The organism is Liquorilactobacillus cacaonum DSM 21116 (assembly GCF_001436735.1).
Lineage (GTDB): Bacteria > Bacillota > Bacilli > Lactobacillales > Lactobacillaceae > Liquorilactobacillus > Liquorilactobacillus cacaonum.
On sequence record NZ_AYZE01000005.1, the window covers coordinates 97,693 to 116,535 of the forward strand.

The window sequence follows — 18,843 nt, forward strand, 5'->3', positions numbered from 1 at the left end:
AATAGACTATCCGTTAATTAGCCTTTTCCTAAAATGCCAAGTGCTGAACAAACTATTGCAACAATTATTACTATAAAAATCGCTTTAGTAGAAGTCATTTTTTTTCTTCCAAGCAACCAGTAAATCAAACCCACAAGTAATCCTGGAACTAGTTTTGGTAAAATCATATCAATTTCATTTTGTAATGTCACAGTTACTTTGCCAATATGTGCAACAAAAGGTACTTGTATACTAATTAAAGTTGCCACTAAAGCTCCTACCACGTACACACCTAATAAGGTTGCTGCATCTGTTAACGCATTTAATCTACCTTGCATTTTAGTAACTAATGTAGTTCCTTCACGATAAGCTAGTGGTAACTGAATCCATCTAATATACATAATTATGAAATTTGCCACTAACCATATAAGCAATCCAAACGGATTTCCCTGAACCGCCATATTTGCAGCTATTGCCCCCAAGATTGCTGGTAATAACGATGCAAATATCGAATCACCAATAGCTGCTAAAGGTCCCATTAATCCCGTTTTAAGTCCTGAAACCGTCTCTAATGATTCAATTCCTTCTTTGGATTCAATAGCTAAATCTATTCCTTGAATTATCGTATTTACTGAGGGATTTGTATTAAAAAATTGATTATGCGTCTTCATAGCTTTTTTTAATTCTGGCGTATGATCTCCATACAGTTTACGTAATTGGGGTAACATAATAAATAAATATCCCGACCCTTGCATTTTTTCGTAGTTCCATCCTAATTGATTGAAAAATAAGTTACGTCGATTTATTTGATTGAAATCTTTCTTAGTTATTTTGTAATTAGTCTTCATCGCCATAAATCTCACCTTCCTCATTTTTTTCTATATTTTCTGGTGTTGAATTTTTATACGCACTAGCTAATTCTGTAAACTGTTGTTTTTCGACATTTTTTTTATATTCATTAATTGCAAAAGCTAATCCAATTAGTGCAATTGCAACCATCGAAACTGAATTAAACGACCCTGCAAATCCTTTCGAGACTGCTGCCATAGTTGTTCCCAAAGTCTGAACATTAGTATAGAGTGTGCTAAACAACGCTGTAAGTGTAAAACCAAGAATTAAATATGCAATATGCTTCTTCACTGGCAAATATCGTAACAATATTGCAAAACCAACGGCTGGTAATAATGCCCCTGCTGCGGCAAGACCATTGCTTAACCATTGCAAGTGTGTGTCCAACACTTTAACAGCAACTGAAACAAAATTCCCTCCGAATTGTAGCGCCAAAAATACAGGTATTCCTCGAGACAGCATCCATGGAAATACACCGTAAAGATAGTTTCTTTCAATTGCTGAATAATTTTCTTCGTCTATTAATCGGTCAATTCGGTGCTGAAAAAAGGTATTGGTAAATCTTCCCAAAATATCTGTTTCAATCATTAAAGAAGCTACTGGAACACCAATTGCAGCTACTGCCGTTGAGGCATTCATACCCGCACTAATTGAAAATGCTGTTGCCAATATCGTTCCTGAGTTCGCATCTATTTTAGAAGATCCCCCAAAAGTACCTACACCTAGGACTGTAAGTTGCAAACTCCCTCCTATTATTAATCCCTTTGTAACATCCCCCATTATGGCACCAGCAATAAGACCAGCCCATACTGGTTGAGACAATGAAGAAACAATAGTTAGATCATCCCAAATCTGGTACATCGAATATAAAGTTAATAACAACACTTGCCAAATCATGATATCTCCATGCATCGATAGTTACCTTCTTTCTAGTTAAAAATCTCAAAATTTTTTTAACAAATCCATAAAATTCAGAATCGGATCACTTGGCACCATCTGGGCAGTAATATTAACTCCAAGACTATGTAATTCTTGAAAAGCATCAACATCTGACTGAACAACATTAATAGAACTCGTTATAGATTTTGTTTCGTCAGACTGTGACATATTTCCAACATTAACTGTTTTTATCTCTACACCATTTTGAATTAAATTCACCAATACTCGCGGATGCCTTACGAGAATAAAAACTTTTTGTGAATCATACCTACCCTCGTTAATATTATTGCTTGCCCTTGTTTCATTTAAGATGCTCAAATTAATCCCTGCAGGCTTTGCTAATTTGATTCCTGCCTTAGCAACTTCTGAATTTGACACTTCATCATCTATCACCATGATTCTTGTCGCCCCAACCACATTAGTCCACATATTTGCAACTTGACCATGCAACAACCGGCCATCAATTCTTACTGCAGTAATTGCCATTCATCATACATCCTCTCTAAAGAATTCATTTATTTAAAAAAAAATCATCTTGAATAATTATTAATTAAATATCAATAATTATTAAAAATGATTATAGCACTTCTATCTTTTTTTGAAATAAGATTTCATAATATACATTATTAAATAGGATATTATGAAATTATATTTTATTTAATACCAACGAAAGCGTTCTCTTATTTTCGATAATTAAGTCCCTTACGATACTCAGCAACAATCTCATATGAGTTTCTGAGCATTCCCACATTAACTTCATAGTTTTGACTAACAAAATAATAGAAAATAATATCAATCGCACTAAACTGTGATAATAAAGAACTTGTCGCAGCTATTCGATGATTGCTTTCTTTGGAAGGTGCAGTATGCACAATATTTTTTATGTATCTCTCTAATATACTGTTTTCTCTACCAACTATAGCAATTATCGGAAATTCATTCTTCCATGCATACGTTGCTGCATCAACTATTTCTGGTGACTTACCTGAATTAGAGATCAACCAAATAATGGTATCACCTCGATTGTTTGCTAATTGCGGTAACATTGAATTCAAATCGTGTTCAGCAATTGCTAAATAACCTAGTCTACTCCATTTTTGTGCAATGTTTTCTGCAACAAGTGCAGACGCTCCTACACCAAAAACAATAATTTGTCTATATTTAAGAAGCTCAGCAACAAAAGGTTTCAATTCTCGTTCATCTAATTGTTCAAACGTTTCTTTAACAGCCCTTTGTGCATTGGCCAACAATTTTTGCTTTATTGAGTCAAGTGATTCATTTGCAAAAATATCTTCATAACTTGTTTTCAGACTTTCTTTTGATAAGTCCGCAGATAATTCAATCTTAAATGCCATAAAACTTTCTTTCTTCAAATCTTTTACAAATCTTATGACGGTCGCTGGACTCGAATTTGCTACCTTTGCTAACTGTGCAACTTTCATTTTTATAACTTCATTCGGATTCTCAAGAATATAATTTGCAACTTTCCTCTTTCCTTTTGAAAGCTTTGGTAAAAAATTCAGTATTTCATTTTCAATAGACAATACCTTTTCCTCCCCACTCTATACAGATTTACCTTAGTAATAAACGGTTAATATTTTTTAATCAACTTCATTATTTTTTAATAACATTAAAAAAAACTTGTTTTTCAAATATCTATGTGATATTTTAAATTACGTTGAATTATATTAAAAAAAGGAGGAATCGTACTATGATTTTATTAATTGATTTAAAACGTATAGAAACATTCAATTTATTTGTACTACCGATTCCTTCGCAACTTATGTTTAATTAGCATACAATAAAAATTTTAACTTGTATATGATTAATTAGCATACAATAAAAATTTTAACTTGTATATGATTAATTAGACTCTGTCCATTGCTTAGGACAGAGTCTTTTTGTGTATTTTTTAATTTTAAGGAGAAAAAAATGAACTACATTATAAAACATTTATTAATCTACTTTGGTCAGCATAAATCACGTTATATCATCGTTTTTGTTTTTATGGTTTTCGCAAGCTTATTAGCTGTCTCACCCACATATATTATTCGTCTAATAATTGATGCAATAGTCCAGAAAAATCTTTCTACAAATTCATTAATCGAGTTTATGCTTAGTTTTGCACTAATTATTATTCTATCGTACCTAACTGAAGCTATCTGGACATTCTTTCTTTTTACTGGTTCATATGACTTGCAAAAAGAATTACGGACTAACTTAATGACCCATTTTTTAAAGATGGGTGCTCCATTTTTTCACCGTTTCAAAACAGGTGACTTAATAACACGTTCAACTGATGATGTAAATGTCATGGGAATGACCGTTGGATATGGATTGATGGTCTTTTTAAACACCAGCCTTTATTTGACCTTTATTATTCTAATGATGATTGTCACTGTTTCTTGGAAATTAACATTATTTGCCCTACTACCAATGCCCATTCTTGCCTATTTTATTTTTAAATGGGGAACACAAGTTGATGCTAAATTTACTGAAGCCCAAAATTCTGTCTCCGAGATGAATAGTGAAGTATTAGAGATTGTAGACGGTCAACGTGTTGTTAGAGCATTTGGTTTAGAGGATGAAATGACCAAAAAATTTGAAGATAAAGTTCTTAAATCACGAATTCAAAATGATATTGTCTCTGAACTTGATTCACGTTTTATGCCCCTAATAACAATAGTCCTTGCTATTAGTTATATTTTTAGTTTTGGTCTAGGATCTTATCTTGTAGCACAACAACAGATTTCAATTGGCGCCATGATTTCATTTCAGGTCTATCTGACAATGATAGTTTGGCCAATGATTTCAGCTGGCGACTTGGTTAATACTATGCAACAAGGTGCTGCTTCATGGCGTAGAATCAATCAAGTGCTTCAAGCAAGTGATAATCTTGAATTACCTAGTAATTGCGAACTTCAGCATATAGAATCAATTAATTTTTCAGATTTTCACTTTAGTTACGAACATAATGGACGCCAAATCCTTGATGGTATCAATCTTTCGATTAAAAGTGGGCAAGTAATCGGTATTGTGGGTAAAACTGGTAGTGGAAAAACTACACTTCTCCGCCAACTTGGGCATCGCTATCCTTACTCTAACGAACTTCCTTTTATTAACGGCAATACCATAACGTCTTATCGTACATTTGATCTTCGAGCAAAAATTGCCGAAGTCCCCCAAGAACACACTCTTTTCTCGCGTACAATCCGAGAAAATTTATTATTTGGAGACTCTAATGCAACCGATAACCAACTTTGGCAGGCACTTAAAATGGCCTGTTTAGATGATGATATCAAAAGAATGAAAGACGGACTAGATACCCTAGTAGGAGAAAAAGGGATTTCTTTATCAGGTGGACAAAAACAAAGACTATCTTTGGCGCGAGCTTTCTTAAGAAAAAGTGAAGTTCTCATTCTAGACGACGCACTCTCAGCAGTTGATGCAAAAACAGAACAAACTATTATAGATAATTTAAAGTCAAAAATTACAACAAAAATCTCACTTATTGTCAGTCATCGACTTTCAGCTGTTAGTGCTGCGGATTTAATTATTGTGTTAGACGAAGGAAAAGTCACCCAATCCGGTTCACATCAAGCTTTAATTCATAAACCCGGATGGTATCAAGAACAATATCATCATCAACAAATTAAGGAGGCAAGAAAATTTGATAATCACCATTAATCGACTACTAAGCTATCTTAAATATTATAAAAATCAATTTATTATTGGTACTGTGTTACTTCTTTTAGCCTCCGGATTAGAATTATATTCTCCAATGGTTGCAAAAAATATGATTGACAAAGTAATAACACCCGCCTCTAAAACTGGAATTTTAAATTTTGACTTTTTACTCATCCTACTTTCCATCTACTTAGGTTTGAATATTTTCGGTGCTTTATTTAGATACATTAGCCTTTTACTTCTACGTAAAATGTCTAACAAAATCGTTCAGAAAATGCGGGCACAACTCTTTTTTCATATGCATCAGCTTCCAATATCTTATTTTGATAAAATGCCCTCTGGCAAAGTTGTTGCACGTATTACCAATGATACCGAAGTTCTTCGTAGCAACTTCTATGTTAATGTTATTAGTAATTTATTGAGTAACCTAATTCAAGTTGTTGGATCTTATATTGCACTATTTTTTTTAAATAAAACACTTAGTTTCTACCTGCTTATAATTATTCCAATCTTGTTTCTTTGGCAAAAATTTTATACAAAATATGCTTCTTCCTATAATGTCACCATGCGTGAATATATTTCACAAATTAGTGGTCAACTAAATGAATTTGTGCAAGGTATTGCTATTATTCAAGCATTCCAAAAAGAACAACAACTATTAAAAGAGTTTAAGTCAACTATCAAAAAATGGGTTACTGTCGGTAAAAAGTCACTTCTTCTCGACACAAGTATTGCTTGGGGATTTGCAACTTTATTACGCAATATAACCATTTTGCTAATGCTCTCCATTCTTTCTTGGCTATTTCTAGATGGTCATTTAGCAATCTCAGTTGGCCTCTTGTATGTATTAATTGATTACATCAATCGTCTTTTTGATCCAATTGATGGATTTGTACAAACTGTGGCTAATGTACAGCAATCACTTGCTGCAGGCAAACGTATTTTTGAATTTTATGATGAACCAACAGAATCTGTAGAAGAAGCAAACATCATGATAACAAAAGGAATAATCGAGTTTAACAACATCTCTTTTAGTTATGTACCTGGACAACAAATTTTGCATTCAATCAACTTTCATGTCTCACCTGGTGAAACAGTTGCACTTGTTGGTCAAACAGGCTCCGGAAAATCGAGTATCCTCAACTTACTTTTTCGCTTTTACGATCCACAAAAAGGAAATATCTCAATCGATAACCAAATTATTTCCCATTATAGCCGTCAAAGTATACGTAAATCAATGGCTATTGTGATGCAAGATCCATATCTCTTTACGGGTACTATTGAAAGTAATATTAGTATGGGACGCAAAAATATCACTCCACAGATGTCTATAACAGCTCTCAAACAAGTTGGAGGAGCATATTTAATAGCTCGTTATTCAGATGGCATAAATCACCCAGTTGTTGAAAAAGGAACAGAATTTTCTAGTGGCGAACGTCAATTAATTAGCTTCGCACGAGCACTAGTTTCAAATCCCAAGATACTAATTTTAGACGAAGCAACTAGCCACGTTGATACCGAAACAGAAATTATTATCCAAAAAGCAATGCAGAGACTTAAAAAAGGAAGAACTACCTTTATCATTGCCCACCGTTTATCAACAATTAAAGATTCGAACCAAATTCTAGTATTAAACAGAGGAGAAATCATAGAGCACGGTACACATGACATTCTTGTACAAAAAAATGGACTATATCACCAAATGTACAGTATGCAGTCTGAACAACTTTAAATACTCTAAGCATATCATTTAGCTATGACATTATTTTTGTACTAAAGTGAAGATGTTCTTAAAAAATCAGGAGGGAGCACTTTATGAAAATTCCAAATAGATTATTAAATGATGGACATCTAATTCCAAAAATTGGTCTCGGTACCTATCAAATTCGCGGTGGGCAAGGAATTGATCAAGTTTTATCAGCTATTCAAGATGGGTACCGCCTCTTAGATACCTCGACTAATTACGATAGCGAAGGTATTGTAGGTGAGGCAATTCGTCGTTCTGGTATTCCACGATCCGAATTCTTTGTTACCAGTAAATTGCCTGGCAAGTATCATCACTATGATGATGCACTGCTGATGATTCAAGAGTCCCTTTGTCGAATGGGTTTAGAATACTTTGATTTGTATCTAATTCATTGGCCGTTACCAAAAATAGGCTTATATGTTCAAGCTTGGCGAGCACTTATTACTGCAAAAAAACTTGGTCTCTGCCGTTCTATTGGTGTTTCTAATTTTGAACCAGAACATCTTGATAAAATAATTACAGAAACTGGTGTAACTCCCGTTATTAATCAAATTGAAATACACCCGTATTGGATACAAAAAAAATTATTAAGAGAAAATGAAAAAAGAAATATTTTAACTGAAGCTTGGAGCCCTTTAGGACGGGGTAACAGTATCCTTCAAGAAAAAATTATCACAGATTTGTCTGAAAAATATCAAAAAAATGTTGGCCAGATTGTTTTGCGTTGGCATGTACAACGCGGAGTAATCCCAATTCCTAAGTCTAGCAATTTGAATCATCAACGTGAAAACACTGATATCTTTGATTTCTCTCTTACTTCTAAGGAAATTGATGCCATCAATAGTCTTTCAAAGCCAACTGGTAGAATTGATAATCAAGATCCTAATAACTACGAAGAATTCGATTAGTATCATCAATAACGTAACTACTCAAAGCCATCCTTTTACTTATAAATTAAATTGATAAATTTAAAAAATTAATAAAAAAATCAGGAACTAGTTCAAAACATACCTTTTGATCTGGCCCTGATTTTTTATTTTTGCTTCAATCTCGCCAGAAAAGTATAGACCTTTTTTGTTTTTAAAAGATAATCGAAGTTAATCTAACGAAAATTTAACTTTTTGCCAAAAATATGTTTACTTGCTAAGTATAATATGATATAAATATATACATGTTAATAATAATTGCTCAGTAGTTCAGTGGTAGAATAATTGACTGTTAATCAAGAGGTCGTAGGTTCGAACCCTACCTGAGCAGCTAACCTAAAGTATTTCGCTAATTAGTGAAGTGCTTTTTTTGTGTGTTATAGATAATTAAAACTTATCTTATCGTACGCAAAATTATTATCCAAATTTTAAACTTATTCGAAATGATATTTTTTTTCACGTATTGGATTCAAAAAATGTAATCCGCTACCTTCAAGTTCTTTAATGGCTTCGTTAGGCTTACTTGAATGCCAAATAACTGTTTTTTTTGCAGCGACATTCATGGCAATTTCACAAATCTCTTCTCTTGTAGCATGCCCAGACACTCCAATATCAATAAATTCACTATTTCTATTTCTTAAAAAACTTTTTAACCTTTGATAATGTAAATCATATTCTCCAATCGGATCCCCGTTGCAATGCACATAGATAAATTTATAAAAATTTGAAAGATTTTCAAGGTTCTCAAAGCTATTTTGTAAACAAAAATGACTAATATTATTCATAATCGTTAAAATTGTCACTGGAATCAGCCCTATGGTATTATTTAATCCCAAATTACCATCATCCAATACAAAAATTGGGTCTGATTCAGTAAATTCTCTTAACACCTTCGCATATTGTTTTTCCCATACGATTGGCTTATTAAGTTCATTTGCTAATCGATTTAATTCTAATACGCGCTCGATATTCCTAGGATACGGGTTAATAACAATTAAATCGTTATTCTTGTTTAAAATATCTTCAAAATCACGTAAACATTTTAATTCCACATTTATCTTCTTATTTTCTTTTAAACCGCTTTTTTCAGGAAAACTGAAACTTGTTGCCTCTAGAATCAATAAATCTAATTGTTTTTTTTTAAATATCGTTATCCATTTATTAACATCTTCTTTATGTGGTCCATTTAATCTCACATCTCCAGACTGACCAAAAGAATGCTTACCATCTTCAATCAGAAATGCAGCAACTCCCAGAACATCATGATCACTTTGATACGCCGTTACTGTTAAATCTCCAATATTCACAGGTACTTCATAATCGAAAATTTGAAAATTGACATTAAGAGCCAAATCCAAACCCTGTTTAACAAGACTGCAATATAGTTTATATGAAGAACGCGATAAATAGACAGGAATATCACTCTTAAGATATGCTAAGGCTGCAGTATGATCTAAATGTAAATGCGTAATAAAAATCGCTTCATGCTTATAGCGCACATTTGTTTTTCTTTCTTCACCAAAAAGCTCTGGAAAATTTGGAAGAACATGTTTTTCTATCAATGATTGAGCTGTTCCAATTTGAAAATTGACAGTCATTCCAAAATCCGTAATTATTCTTGTAGAAGAAGTACTAAATTCTGCAATACTTGCTCCAATTGTATTTAATCCATTTAAAAATCTGATATTCGTCATTCGGTTAACTCTCACCTTCTATTTCCAATACTACTAGTGTTTCGCAGAGCTATGCTTGAAATTCTACTCCACACTTTAAAAAGTATACTCATTAATAATGGTTTTATCCCCCAATATTCTGTAAATCTTTCGTATCACATAAGTAAAACCAGAAATTTATTTCTGTAAATAAAAAAACCGGAATAAAAATACCGATTTTTTTTATTCAAGTAAATGTTTCATGTGAAACAACGACTTGAATTATTCTTTAAAATGAGTGAAGATAATACTTATAACTAGAAAAAAGAGAGGCTATTCTATTGAATATTACTGATTCTATATATTGTTCCCAAACTATCGCAATTACAGAGCAGCGTGTCCTAACAGGTGATTTAAATGAACACGGAACTGTTTTTGGTGGCCATTTACTTGAATTGCTTGACGGAACAGCATCAATTTCTGCTGCACGAGTTGCACGTTGTAACATCGTTACTGCAGCCATTAATCAATTTAATTTCATTACCCCGTTAAAATTGGATGACGCTCTAACAATCAAAACATTCGTAAGCGGTATTGGAAATAGCTCTATCGAGGTTTTTGCAAAATTTATTGGTGAACACCTAGTTTCTGGGGAACGTTTTCTGGTAGCTACTTCCTTTTTGACCTTTGTGATTACAGATACACAACATAAATCATTAAAATTAATACCACAAAGTTCCGAGGAAATTATGATCTGTAAAGCGTATCAAAAAAGACGTTTAGAATATCAAAAAAATATAGCTACTTCAAAAGAGATTAATAACTTACTTGCATTTGACTAGATGAAAAAGTTCTTTTATCCTGTATTGCACTTATCTTATGCTACACCTTTTTTTTGATAACTCTAATTAAAAAATCAATTGCCTCTTCATATGTACACTTTCTTTTTTCCATTACTTCTTTAATTGCTAATTCAGTATCAACTTTGTATGACATTTTAATATCCTCACAATCAACCCAATTTATTCACTCTTAACATTTTATACCGATTAGTATCAAAAAACGAGAATAACGCGTCAACATATTAAATAATTTTACTTTATTCTCAACTTTCATAAGTAGCCGTTAATCAATATTAATATCCTATCTTATTTATAAAAAACAAAAAAGACAAAAACATCTATGACAGTTCCTTAATCTTCATAAATAGCTTTGTCTTTTTTCATTTCATGTATATTAATTAAATTATATTCTTGCCCAAATATTGTCTAATACATTAGTTTGTTCTCGATCAGGTCCAACTGAAAATGTTGAAATTTTTACACCAACTAATTCTTCAATTCGATGAATATACTTTCTCACATTTTCTGGTAAGTCTTCAAGTCTCTTACATTGTGTAATATCTTCGTTCCAACCAGGAAGCGTTTCATATACTGGTTTACATTGCGCTAATTGCTTCAAACTTGCTGGATAATGGTAAATTCGCTCTCCATTCAACTCGTAAGCAGTACATATTTTTATTTCGTCTAAACCTGTCAATACATCTATACAGTTCAAACATAAGTTAGTTAGTCCTGAAACTCGTTTTGCATGACGCATTACAACGCTATCAAACCAACCTATTCTTCTAGGCCTTTTCGTTACCGTTCCATATTCATGCCCTGCTTCACGAATAAAATTACCAGTTTCATTTGCTAACTCTGTTGGAAATGGGCCATCTCCAACACGTGATGTATATGCTTTGCACACACCCACAACTTTATCAATTTTTGAGGGACCTACCCCACTTCCAATAGTCACACCACCAGCAACTGGGTTAGAAGAAGTAACAAAAGGATACGTACCTTGATCAATATCCAACATTACACCTTGTGCTCCTTCAAAAAGAACACGTTTTCCACTATCTAGAGCATCATTTAAAACAACAGATGTATCCGTAACATTGTCCTTAAATTGTTGCCCATAGTCATAATATTGCTCGAAAATATCTTCAAATTTTAATGGTTCTACTTCATAAAACTTAACAAACTCTCGATTTTTCTCTTCTAGATTATGACGTAGTTTTTCTTCAAAAATTTCTTTATCCAAAAGATCTGCAACTCGTATTCCAATACGCGCTGCTTTATCCATGTATGCCGGCCCTATACCTTTATTCGTAGTTCCTATCTTTTGATCCTTTTTCGCCGCTTCTTGTAAACCGTCCAATAGAATATGATAAGGTAATATAACATGTGCACGATCCGAAATTCTCAAATTAGACGTTGAAATTCCACGTTCTTTTAAGTATTCTAGCTCTTCAATAAGTGACTTAGGATTTAAAACAACCCCATTACCTATTACACTAATTTTTGATGAATAGAATATCCCTGAGGGAATTAAACGTAACTTGTATGTTTCTCCATTAAACACTATCGTGTGTCCAGCGTTATCTCCACCTTGATATCTAGCAATAACTTCTGCATTACGACTTAAGAAATCTGTAATCTTTCCTTTTCCTTCATCGCCCCATTGACTACCTACAACTACTACTGATGACATTTTTTTCACCTCATAAAATGATTTGAATATCTTCTTTTGTACCATCAACCTCGATAATTGTATCAGTAGAGCTATTACTTTTCAAGTAAATTCCGAATATTGTTTGCTTTTATCACTACTGTTTCCAATAATAACGAACTTTAGTTACCGTAAAAAAAATTTACTTATCTATGTGTAATCTTTGACCACTGGTACAAGTCCCACTTAACAATTTTCATTTAAACAATTAACCTTGCGTTGGAATATAAGACACTGAAGAAAATTTATTATATGACTTAACAAAAAGCAACTTCACTGTGCCTCTAGCACCTGCACGATTTTTTTCAATAATTACCTCAACTTCACCTACATCTTGTGAAGCTTGATCTTGCTTTTCATCTTCATCACTATCTGATTCTGAACGTTCGTAGTAATCATCACGATACAAAAAAGCTACAATATCTGCATCTTGCTCAATTGAGCCAGATTCCCTGATATCTGATAATACAGGTCTTTTATCTTGCCTTTGCTCAACTCCACGTGAAAGTTGTGATAAGGCAATAATTGGAACAGATAATTCCTTAGCTAGCTTTTTTAACTGCCTTGAAATTTCAGAAACCTCTTGTTGCCTACTTTCTTTATTTGAACCTTCAATTAATTGAAGATAGTCAACCACAACTAAGCCTAAATCACCTTTTTCTTTTGCCAATCTTCTACATTTCGCACGAATTTCCGCCATTTTTATCCCAGGAGTATCATCAATATATATAGCAGCTTGTGACAATGACCCCATTGCCACAACTAATTTTTGCCATTCTTCAGCCTCAAGCTGTCCCGTTCGCAAATGATTAGCATTGATACTTCCTTCGGCACACAACATTCGATTAACCAACGACTCTGCACTCATTTCTAAAGAAAAAATGGCAACTGTACTATCAGTTTTTGTTCCCACATTTTGGGCAATATTCAACGCAAATGCTGTTTTTCCAACAGCAGGCCGCGCAGCTAGGATTATTAAGTTATCCGGCTGCAACCCTGCTGTCATTTTATCGAGATCTGGATATCCTGTCGCAATCCCTGTTACATCTTCATCTTGTTGATAAAGCCTGTCAATTTCTTCCATGGTGTTATTTAGAACATCTTTAATTGATTTAAATCCACTGCGATTTCTACGCTCTGAAACTTCCATAATTTGACGTTCTGCGTCATCTAACAATGCTGGGACATCATCATCTTGTGAATATGTTTGTGTCACAATATTAGTTGCAGTTGCAATTAGTCTTCGCATCAAAGCTTTTTCTTCAACAATTTTGGCATAGTAAGCAACATTCGCTGCAGTTGGAACAGCCGCCGCAAGTTCAGCAATATAAGAAACTCCGCCAACATCATCAACTTGCTGATTAGCTGTCAAATAATTATTAATTGTAACAACATCAATTACTTCATCCTCATTGTTCAGCTCAACCATCGCATTGAAAATAATCTGATGTGATCTCTTGTAAAAATCATCAACTTGTACGTATTCCATTGCTTCTATAAGAGATTCTGAACGCAAAAAAATTGCACCTAAAACTGCCTGCTCAGCCTCTATATTTTGGGGTGGTAAATGATCTATTAAATTTTCATTACTCATTATTCATTCACCTTTCGCTCATCAAACTTAGCCTCTATTATTGCTCAACAATGTGTATTCTTATTTTCGCCATAACTTGATTATGCAACTTAACCGGAATGTTAGAATAACCAAGTGTCTTGATTGGTTCATTAAGTTCCATTTTTCTCTTGTCAATTTTTAATGAGTACTGTTTCTCTAATGCTTGTGCCACTTGTTTACTCGTAATAGACCCGAATAAGCGGCCATCCTCACCAGCTTTCGCTTTCATTTCAACAACCATTTCCCCAGACTCAAGTCTATTTTTTAATTCTTTTGCTTCTGTCAAAACTTCTGCTTCATGTTTTTCTTCCGCTTTTTGTTGTCCCTTAAGTTGACTTAAGGCTTGCGTTGTCGCAACTTTCGCCTTATTATTCTTAATTAAAAAATTTGCAAACCCATCTGGAACTTCTTTAATTTCGCCACGTTTACCTTTGCCTCTTACATCTTGCAAAAAAATAATTTTCATTCTTTAATCCTCCAAAATCATACTAACTATTTTCATCAATTACTTTCATTAATTCATTTTTAGCAGTCTCTATTGTAACATCTTTCAATTGCGTTGCAGCATTTGAAAGATGACCGCCGCCACCAAGTTCCTCCATAACCATTTGCACATTTGCTTTTCCGTTACTACGTGCAGATATCCCAATTTTTCCATCTAATCGTTGTGTAACAACATAGGAAGCTTCTACACCACTTACATTGAGCAAAGCATCTGCCGCTTGTGCAGCTATAACTGAATCATATACTTTATCTTTTTCTCCAACACAAATTGCTACACGATTACCAACAAATTCTACACGATCAATTAAATGATTCCTCTGCAAGAAGTTATCAACATTTTCTTTCATAAAATGTTGTGCCATTGCAGAATCAGCTCCCACAGAACGTAGATAACTTGCTGCATCAAAAGTTCTTGTCCCAGTGCGTAAAGTAAATGATTTCGTATCAATAATTATTCCTGTCAACATCGCCGTCGCTTCTATCTTATTAATAGGTTCACTATCACGCGATTGGTATTCAAACATTTCTGTAATTAATTCACACGTCGATGAAGCGTATGGTTCAATATAAACCAAGATTGGATTTTCAGGAAACTCTTCTCCTCTACGGTGATGATCAATTACCATCATACGATTTGCCAATTTTTTGTACAGTTCTTGACTCGTTGAAATTGATGGTTTCGAATGATCAACCATTATCAATAGGCTTTGTTTAGTTGCCTTTTCAAGCGATTCTTCAACTGATATTATACTTCCCTTAATTTCAGGATATTGTGAGAGTTCATCCATCAATCTTGTAACATCAGAGTGAAGGTTTTCATTGTCTAAAACTATCCAACATTTTTTCTGATTCATAGTAGCAATTCTTCTCAATCCCAGACAGGCTCCAATAGAGTCCATATCAGGATATTTATGACCCATAACAAAAATTTGATCGGTTTGACTCATCAATTCTTGCAAAGCCTGAGAAATCATTCTAGCCCTCACTCTTGTTCGTTTTTCCATAGGATTTGTTTTTCCACCATAAAAACGTGCTTGTCCTTCAGGCATTTTAACTACAACTTGGTCTCCACCACGTCCTAGTGCTAAATCCAAATTATTTTGTGCAACCTTTGATAAAAGAGCTAAATCATCTTCTCCATAAGCGAGTCCTATACTCAATGTTAATGGCAAATTTTGTTTCGATGTTCTTTCCCTAATTCTATCCAAAATTTTGAATTTATTATCTTCTAACTTTCCTAGCACACTCGTATAAGCCAAAATAAAAAAATGATCATCATCTATTCTCTTAAGATACATTTGATACTTCTTAGCCCAATTTGAAAGCTCATTAGTAATATAGTTGCTAATATTTGAAACACTCTTATCATTCATTGTTTGTGTTACTTCATCATAGTTATCAATAAAAATTTGACCTATCACTGTATCTGTATCTCTATCATGTTGCTCAATTCGAGCATATCGCGTAATATCCATTAAATATACAGCATGGATATCGTTTTCAATTAACAACTGAAAACGATATTCACGCCATGAAACCTCCACAGGTTTTCTTTCTACGCTATTTTCCTTTATAACTGAAAATAATTCTTGATCCACACTATCCAATTTTCTACCTAATATTTCTTCTTGACCAAAATATTTTTGTAGATATGGATTGACCCATTCAATTTCATCTTTTTCATTCAGAAACATAACACCAACCGGCATCTTTATTAGCGATTCTTGTTCCCCTCTTTTAATGCGATACGATAAATCCGAAATATATTCATTGGTATCTTCTGTAATTGCTTTTAAAACAAAAAAAGATATCCCAATAGTTACTATTACTAATGCAGCTATAATTGTTCCTAATATTGCACTTACTATAAAGGAAATTACTGTACATACGATAGATATTATCAATACCATCACAGCAATAATACGTAATTTTTCATTCTCCATAAACGATGGCAAGTGCAAAAAATTTTTTGAAAAAAACTGTTTCACTTTGTTCTCCTCACTTCTACAAGTATTTCCAGTAAAGTAATTTTACAAAATTTACTGATTGAAAACAAATAATCCTACGTAGACTTTGCCTTTTATTCTAACACAAACATCGCAGAGATACACATTCTTGAAAAAATGAAACAGCCATTTCCCAAAATATAATTAATTGTTGTTTTATCAATTCAAAAAAAGAGGAACTAAGTCAAAACTCGACCTAAGTCCTCTTCGAATAGTAAAATCATCTAAATAGTTGTTTTAAACCAACCTCGACTACTAAAAAATGCGTACATATCGTTTAAGAAGAATACTCCATAACTAAATATAAGTGCAAAATTCCCATCACCTTGTAGCATTGTTTGTATCCATAAAGCAATTGTAAATACGGAACTGATTGTCCATACAAAATATTGTTCACGTTTTCTATTTAACTCCAATAAGGACCCTGTAATCGCCATTGCTAAATTTAAACTATCCAAAAAAACACGAGGATCGCTAGTCATACTAAAAATATAATAGATTATTCCCCAAGCAACAGCAAAAAATGATATGTAATATATCCATTCTCGCGCATTTTCAAACTTTTCTGCCTGAATATTGTCATTCCATTTCGGATCAAGAATACAAAAAATATCCAAAAATAGTAAATACCCTATCTGCTCCCAAGCTGTAGCAAAATTTCCTGCCATAAAACCAACACTAGCAATACATATTGCACTTAAAGCTCCTGCCCATCCTTGAATACCTGAACGATTAGATATACCTATAACACAAGCGACAGAAAGATTTCCTCCAATAAACGACAAAATAGACTGCAAAGGAGCTACCTGGAAGGATTGTATTAATGAAAACACTTGTAAAATAAAATTAAAAAATAACAATCCATAACTGAACTTCCCCCAACCTTTGCACTGATTCAATAACCAACTAAAGTAATTACTCCTAAAAACATTTTTTGAATATTCTGGTAAATTTGATAAAACATCAACATATCGATTGAACATCTTTCCATCCCTTTCATATTTTAGGTCGCTTTCACGCCTTATCCGAAATCATTAATGATTTCTTTTTTACAAACTCAATAAAACACAACATATTGAATATAAATATTATTATACCACTATATATACAACTTGAATTATAATTTTGACGAAAAAAAAATGCGGACTAGCCACATTTTAAGTCTTAATCTTTTAATCTTCTGCTACAAATGGTAAAAGACCCATGATACGAGCACGCTTGATTGCAATTGTTAAGCGACGTTGATTTCTTGCACTTGTTCCTGTTACACGACGTGGTAAAATTTTACCACGTTCAGAAACAAAACGTTTCAATAAATCAGTATCTTTATAGTCAATATATTCGATATGGTTCGCTGCAATAAAATCTACCTTACGGCGACGGCGACCACCTCTACGCTGTTGTGCCATTGATTTTCCCTCCTTCTTCTTTAGAACGGTAAGTCATCATCTGAAATATCAATTTGTTGCCCATTGTTTGCAAATGGATCAACGTCATTGGATCCATTTGTGTTATCAGATGAATTATTATTCATCATATTGCCAAATGGATTATCCCCAGACATAGGCTTTTCATTTTGTGAAGGCTTAGAACTTTGGAAGTTGCTATTACTTTGCTGATGCTCCGATTGAGATCGTGATTCAAGTAATGAAAAACTATCAACAATAACTTCTGTAACATAGACTCTATTACCCTGTTGATTATCATATGATCTTGTTTGAATACGTCCTTCTACACCTATTAATGATCCCTTATGTGTAAAATTCGCAAAATTTTCTGCTGCTTTACGCCAAATAACACAATTAATAAAATCAGCCTCACGCTCACCTTGCTGGTTTGTATATTGTCGATTTACAGCAATGGTAAACGTTGCAACAGCGACACCACTAGAGGTATAACGCAAATCAGGATCTCTCGTTAATCGACCTACAAGTATAGCTCTATTAATCAAAGTTCTACTCCCCCTTTACAATTATTTCATTTTTTATTTATGCTTCACGTTTGACAATCATATGACGTAAAATTCCGTCATTGATTTTTGAAAGACGATCAAATTCGTCGATTGCAACTGAATCATCAGCTTTGGCATTTACAATATGATATGTTCCTTCTGTAAAACCACCGATTTCATATGCGAAACGACGCTTAGACCAGTCTTTTGAATTTACGATTTCAGCACCATTATTCGTTAAGATACCATCAAAACGTTCAACTAATGCAGCTTTAGCAGCTTCATCGATTGCTGGACTGATAATATAAGTAATTTCGTAAGTCATGACTGTTTACACCTCCTTATGGACTATTGGTTCTTAATTCTGTTAAGAACAAGGAAAGTAATCTAAAGCTATTTCTAGTTAGATACTAACGAACAAATATTATATCA

General features: G+C 33.3%; 17 protein-coding genes and 1 tRNA gene. 5 read left to right on the forward strand and 13 right to left on the reverse strand.

Going from position 1 to position 18,843, the window contains the following annotated elements:
• Window positions 1–17: 17 nt before the first annotated feature.
• The 4 genes from FC80_RS00950 to FC80_RS00965 form a co-directional block, all read right to left on the reverse strand.
• On the reverse strand, window positions 18–833 hold the full coding sequence (locus FC80_RS00950) for a PTS system mannose/fructose/sorbose family transporter subunit IID (RefSeq protein WP_057828279.1): 816 nt from the start codon (window positions 831–833) through the stop codon (window positions 18–20).
• Entirely contained in the window at window positions 817–1,740 is a 924-nt protein-coding gene (locus FC80_RS00955; RefSeq protein ID WP_057828280.1) for a PTS mannose/fructose/sorbose/N-acetylgalactosamine transporter subunit IIC, read from the reverse strand. Before FC80_RS00955 ends, FC80_RS00950 begins: the two co-directional genes overlap by 17 nt.
• 30 nt (window positions 1,741–1,770) lie before the next feature.
• Window positions 1,771–2,253 carry a PTS sugar transporter subunit IIB gene (locus tag FC80_RS00960; protein WP_057828281.1) on the reverse strand — a complete coding sequence of 161 codons (483 nt, stop codon included), beginning with the start codon at window positions 2,251–2,253 and terminating at the stop codon, window positions 1,771–1,773.
• A 194-nt stretch (window positions 2,254–2,447) separates the two neighbouring features.
• On the reverse strand, window positions 2,448–3,311 hold the full coding sequence (locus FC80_RS00965) for a MurR/RpiR family transcriptional regulator (RefSeq protein WP_057828282.1): 864 nt from the start codon (window positions 3,309–3,311) through the stop codon (window positions 2,448–2,450).
• Between the two features lie 388 nt (window positions 3,312–3,699).
• On the opposite strand from FC80_RS00965, the gene FC80_RS00970 reads away from it, so the two are divergent.
• The 4 genes from FC80_RS00970 (at window position 3,700) to FC80_RS00985 (ending at window position 8,458) form a co-directional block, all read left to right on the forward strand.
• Entirely contained in the window at window positions 3,700–5,454 is a 1,755-nt protein-coding gene (locus FC80_RS00970; protein WP_057828283.1) for an ABC transporter ATP-binding protein, read from the forward strand.
• On the forward strand, window positions 5,438–7,186 hold the full coding sequence (locus tag FC80_RS00975; RefSeq protein ID WP_057828284.1) for an ABC transporter ATP-binding protein: 1,749 nt from the start codon (window positions 5,438–5,440) through the stop codon (window positions 7,184–7,186). Before FC80_RS00970 ends, FC80_RS00975 begins: the two co-directional genes overlap by 17 nt.
• Before the next feature lie 83 nt (window positions 7,187–7,269).
• Window positions 7,270–8,109 carry an aldo/keto reductase gene (locus tag FC80_RS00980; protein ID WP_057828285.1) on the forward strand — a complete coding sequence of 280 codons (840 nt, stop codon included), beginning with the start codon at window positions 7,270–7,272 and terminating at the stop codon, window positions 8,107–8,109.
• 277 nt (window positions 8,110–8,386) lie between these two features.
• Window positions 8,387–8,458 (forward strand) — tRNA-Asn (locus tag FC80_RS00985).
• Between the two features lie 103 nt (window positions 8,459–8,561).
• On the opposite strand, the gene FC80_RS00990 is transcribed toward FC80_RS00985, so the two are convergent.
• A complete protein-coding gene (locus tag FC80_RS00990; RefSeq protein WP_057828286.1) occupies window positions 8,562–9,821 on the reverse strand; it encodes an MBL fold metallo-hydrolase in 1,260 nt (419 codons plus the stop codon).
• A gap of 299 nt (window positions 9,822–10,120) precedes the next feature.
• On the opposite strand from FC80_RS00990, the gene FC80_RS00995 reads away from it, so the two are divergent.
• The gene (locus FC80_RS00995; RefSeq protein ID WP_338038094.1) at window positions 10,121–10,621 is read left to right on the forward strand and encodes an acyl-CoA thioesterase; all 501 of its coding nucleotides are present in this window, start codon (window positions 10,121–10,123) and stop codon (window positions 10,619–10,621) included.
• Between the two features lie 403 nt (window positions 10,622–11,024).
• Here FC80_RS00995 and FC80_RS01000 read toward each other — a convergent pair whose 3' ends face one another.
• The 8 genes from FC80_RS01000 to rpsF all read right to left on the reverse strand — a co-directional run bounded on the left by FC80_RS01000 (window position 11,025) and on the right by rpsF (window position 18,736).
• Complete coding sequence (locus FC80_RS01000) at window positions 11,025–12,317, reverse strand: adenylosuccinate synthase (RefSeq protein ID WP_057828288.1); 1,293 nt, start codon at window positions 12,315–12,317, stop codon at window positions 11,025–11,027.
• Between the two features lie 226 nt (window positions 12,318–12,543).
• Window positions 12,544–13,929, reverse strand: a complete 1,386-nt coding sequence (dnaB, locus tag FC80_RS01005; RefSeq protein ID WP_057828289.1) for a replicative DNA helicase — start codon at window positions 13,927–13,929, stop codon at window positions 12,544–12,546.
• A 37-nt stretch (window positions 13,930–13,966) separates the two neighbouring features.
• The gene (rplI, locus tag FC80_RS01010) at window positions 13,967–14,416 is read right to left on the reverse strand and encodes a 50S ribosomal protein L9 (protein ID WP_057828290.1); all 450 of its coding nucleotides are present in this window, start codon (window positions 14,414–14,416) and stop codon (window positions 13,967–13,969) included.
• Between the two features lie 22 nt (window positions 14,417–14,438).
• The gene (locus FC80_RS01015) at window positions 14,439–16,442 is read right to left on the reverse strand and encodes a DHH family phosphoesterase (RefSeq protein ID WP_057828291.1); all 2,004 of its coding nucleotides are present in this window, start codon (window positions 16,440–16,442) and stop codon (window positions 14,439–14,441) included.
• Window positions 16,443–16,684: 242 nt separating this feature from the next.
• On the reverse strand, window positions 16,685–17,443 hold the full coding sequence (gene pnuC / locus FC80_RS01020) for a nicotinamide riboside transporter PnuC (RefSeq protein ID WP_057828292.1): 759 nt from the start codon (window positions 17,441–17,443) through the stop codon (window positions 16,685–16,687).
• Between the two features lie 189 nt (window positions 17,444–17,632).
• Entirely contained in the window at window positions 17,633–17,869 is a 237-nt protein-coding gene (gene rpsR, locus FC80_RS01025; protein ID WP_057828293.1) for a 30S ribosomal protein S18, read from the reverse strand.
• Between the two features lie 20 nt (window positions 17,870–17,889).
• Window positions 17,890–18,411 carry a single-stranded DNA-binding protein gene (gene ssb, locus FC80_RS01030; protein ID WP_057828294.1) on the reverse strand — a complete coding sequence of 174 codons (522 nt, stop codon included), beginning with the start codon at window positions 18,409–18,411 and terminating at the stop codon, window positions 17,890–17,892.
• Between the two features lie 37 nt (window positions 18,412–18,448).
• Window positions 18,449–18,736, reverse strand: a complete 288-nt coding sequence (gene rpsF / locus FC80_RS01035) for a 30S ribosomal protein S6 (protein ID WP_057828295.1) — start codon at window positions 18,734–18,736, stop codon at window positions 18,449–18,451.
• Between the last annotated feature and the right edge of the window lie 107 nt (window positions 18,737–18,843).

Excerpts from the sequence above, each read along its gene's own strand:
- FC80_RS00950 (WP_057828279.1), bottom strand. The coding sequence starts at position 833 with ATGGCGATGAAGACTAATTACAAAATAACTAAGAAAGATTTCAATCAA.
- FC80_RS00955 (WP_057828280.1), bottom strand. The coding sequence starts at position 1,740 with ATGCATGGAGATATCATGATTTGGCAAGTGTTGTTATTAACTTTATAT.
- FC80_RS00960 (WP_057828281.1), bottom strand. The coding sequence starts at position 2,253 with ATGGCAATTACTGCAGTAAGAATTGATGGCCGGTTGTTGCATGGTCAA.
- FC80_RS00970 (WP_057828283.1), top strand. The coding sequence starts at position 3,700 with ATGAACTACATTATAAAACATTTATTAATCTACTTTGGTCAGCATAAA.
- FC80_RS00980 (WP_057828285.1), top strand. The coding sequence starts at position 7,270 with ATGAAAATTCCAAATAGATTATTAAATGATGGACATCTAATTCCAAAA.
- FC80_RS00990 (WP_057828286.1), bottom strand. The coding sequence starts at position 9,821 with ATGACGAATATCAGATTTTTAAATGGATTAAATACAATTGGAGCAAGT.
- FC80_RS01000 (WP_057828288.1), bottom strand. The coding sequence starts at position 12,317 with ATGTCATCAGTAGTAGTTGTAGGTAGTCAATGGGGCGATGAAGGAAAA.
- dnaB (WP_057828289.1), bottom strand. The coding sequence starts at position 13,929 with ATGAGTAATGAAAATTTAATAGATCATTTACCACCCCAAAATATAGAG.
- rplI (WP_057828290.1), bottom strand. The coding sequence starts at position 14,416 with ATGAAAATTATTTTTTTGCAAGATGTAAGAGGCAAAGGTAAACGTGGC.
- pnuC (WP_057828292.1), bottom strand. The coding sequence starts at position 17,443 with ATGTTCAATCGATATGTTGATGTTTTATCAAATTTACCAGAATATTCA.
- rpsR (WP_057828293.1), bottom strand. The coding sequence starts at position 17,869 with ATGGCACAACAGCGTAGAGGTGGTCGCCGTCGCCGTAAGGTAGATTTT.
- rpsF (WP_057828295.1), bottom strand. The coding sequence starts at position 18,736 with ATGACTTACGAAATTACTTATATTATCAGTCCAGCAATCGATGAAGCT.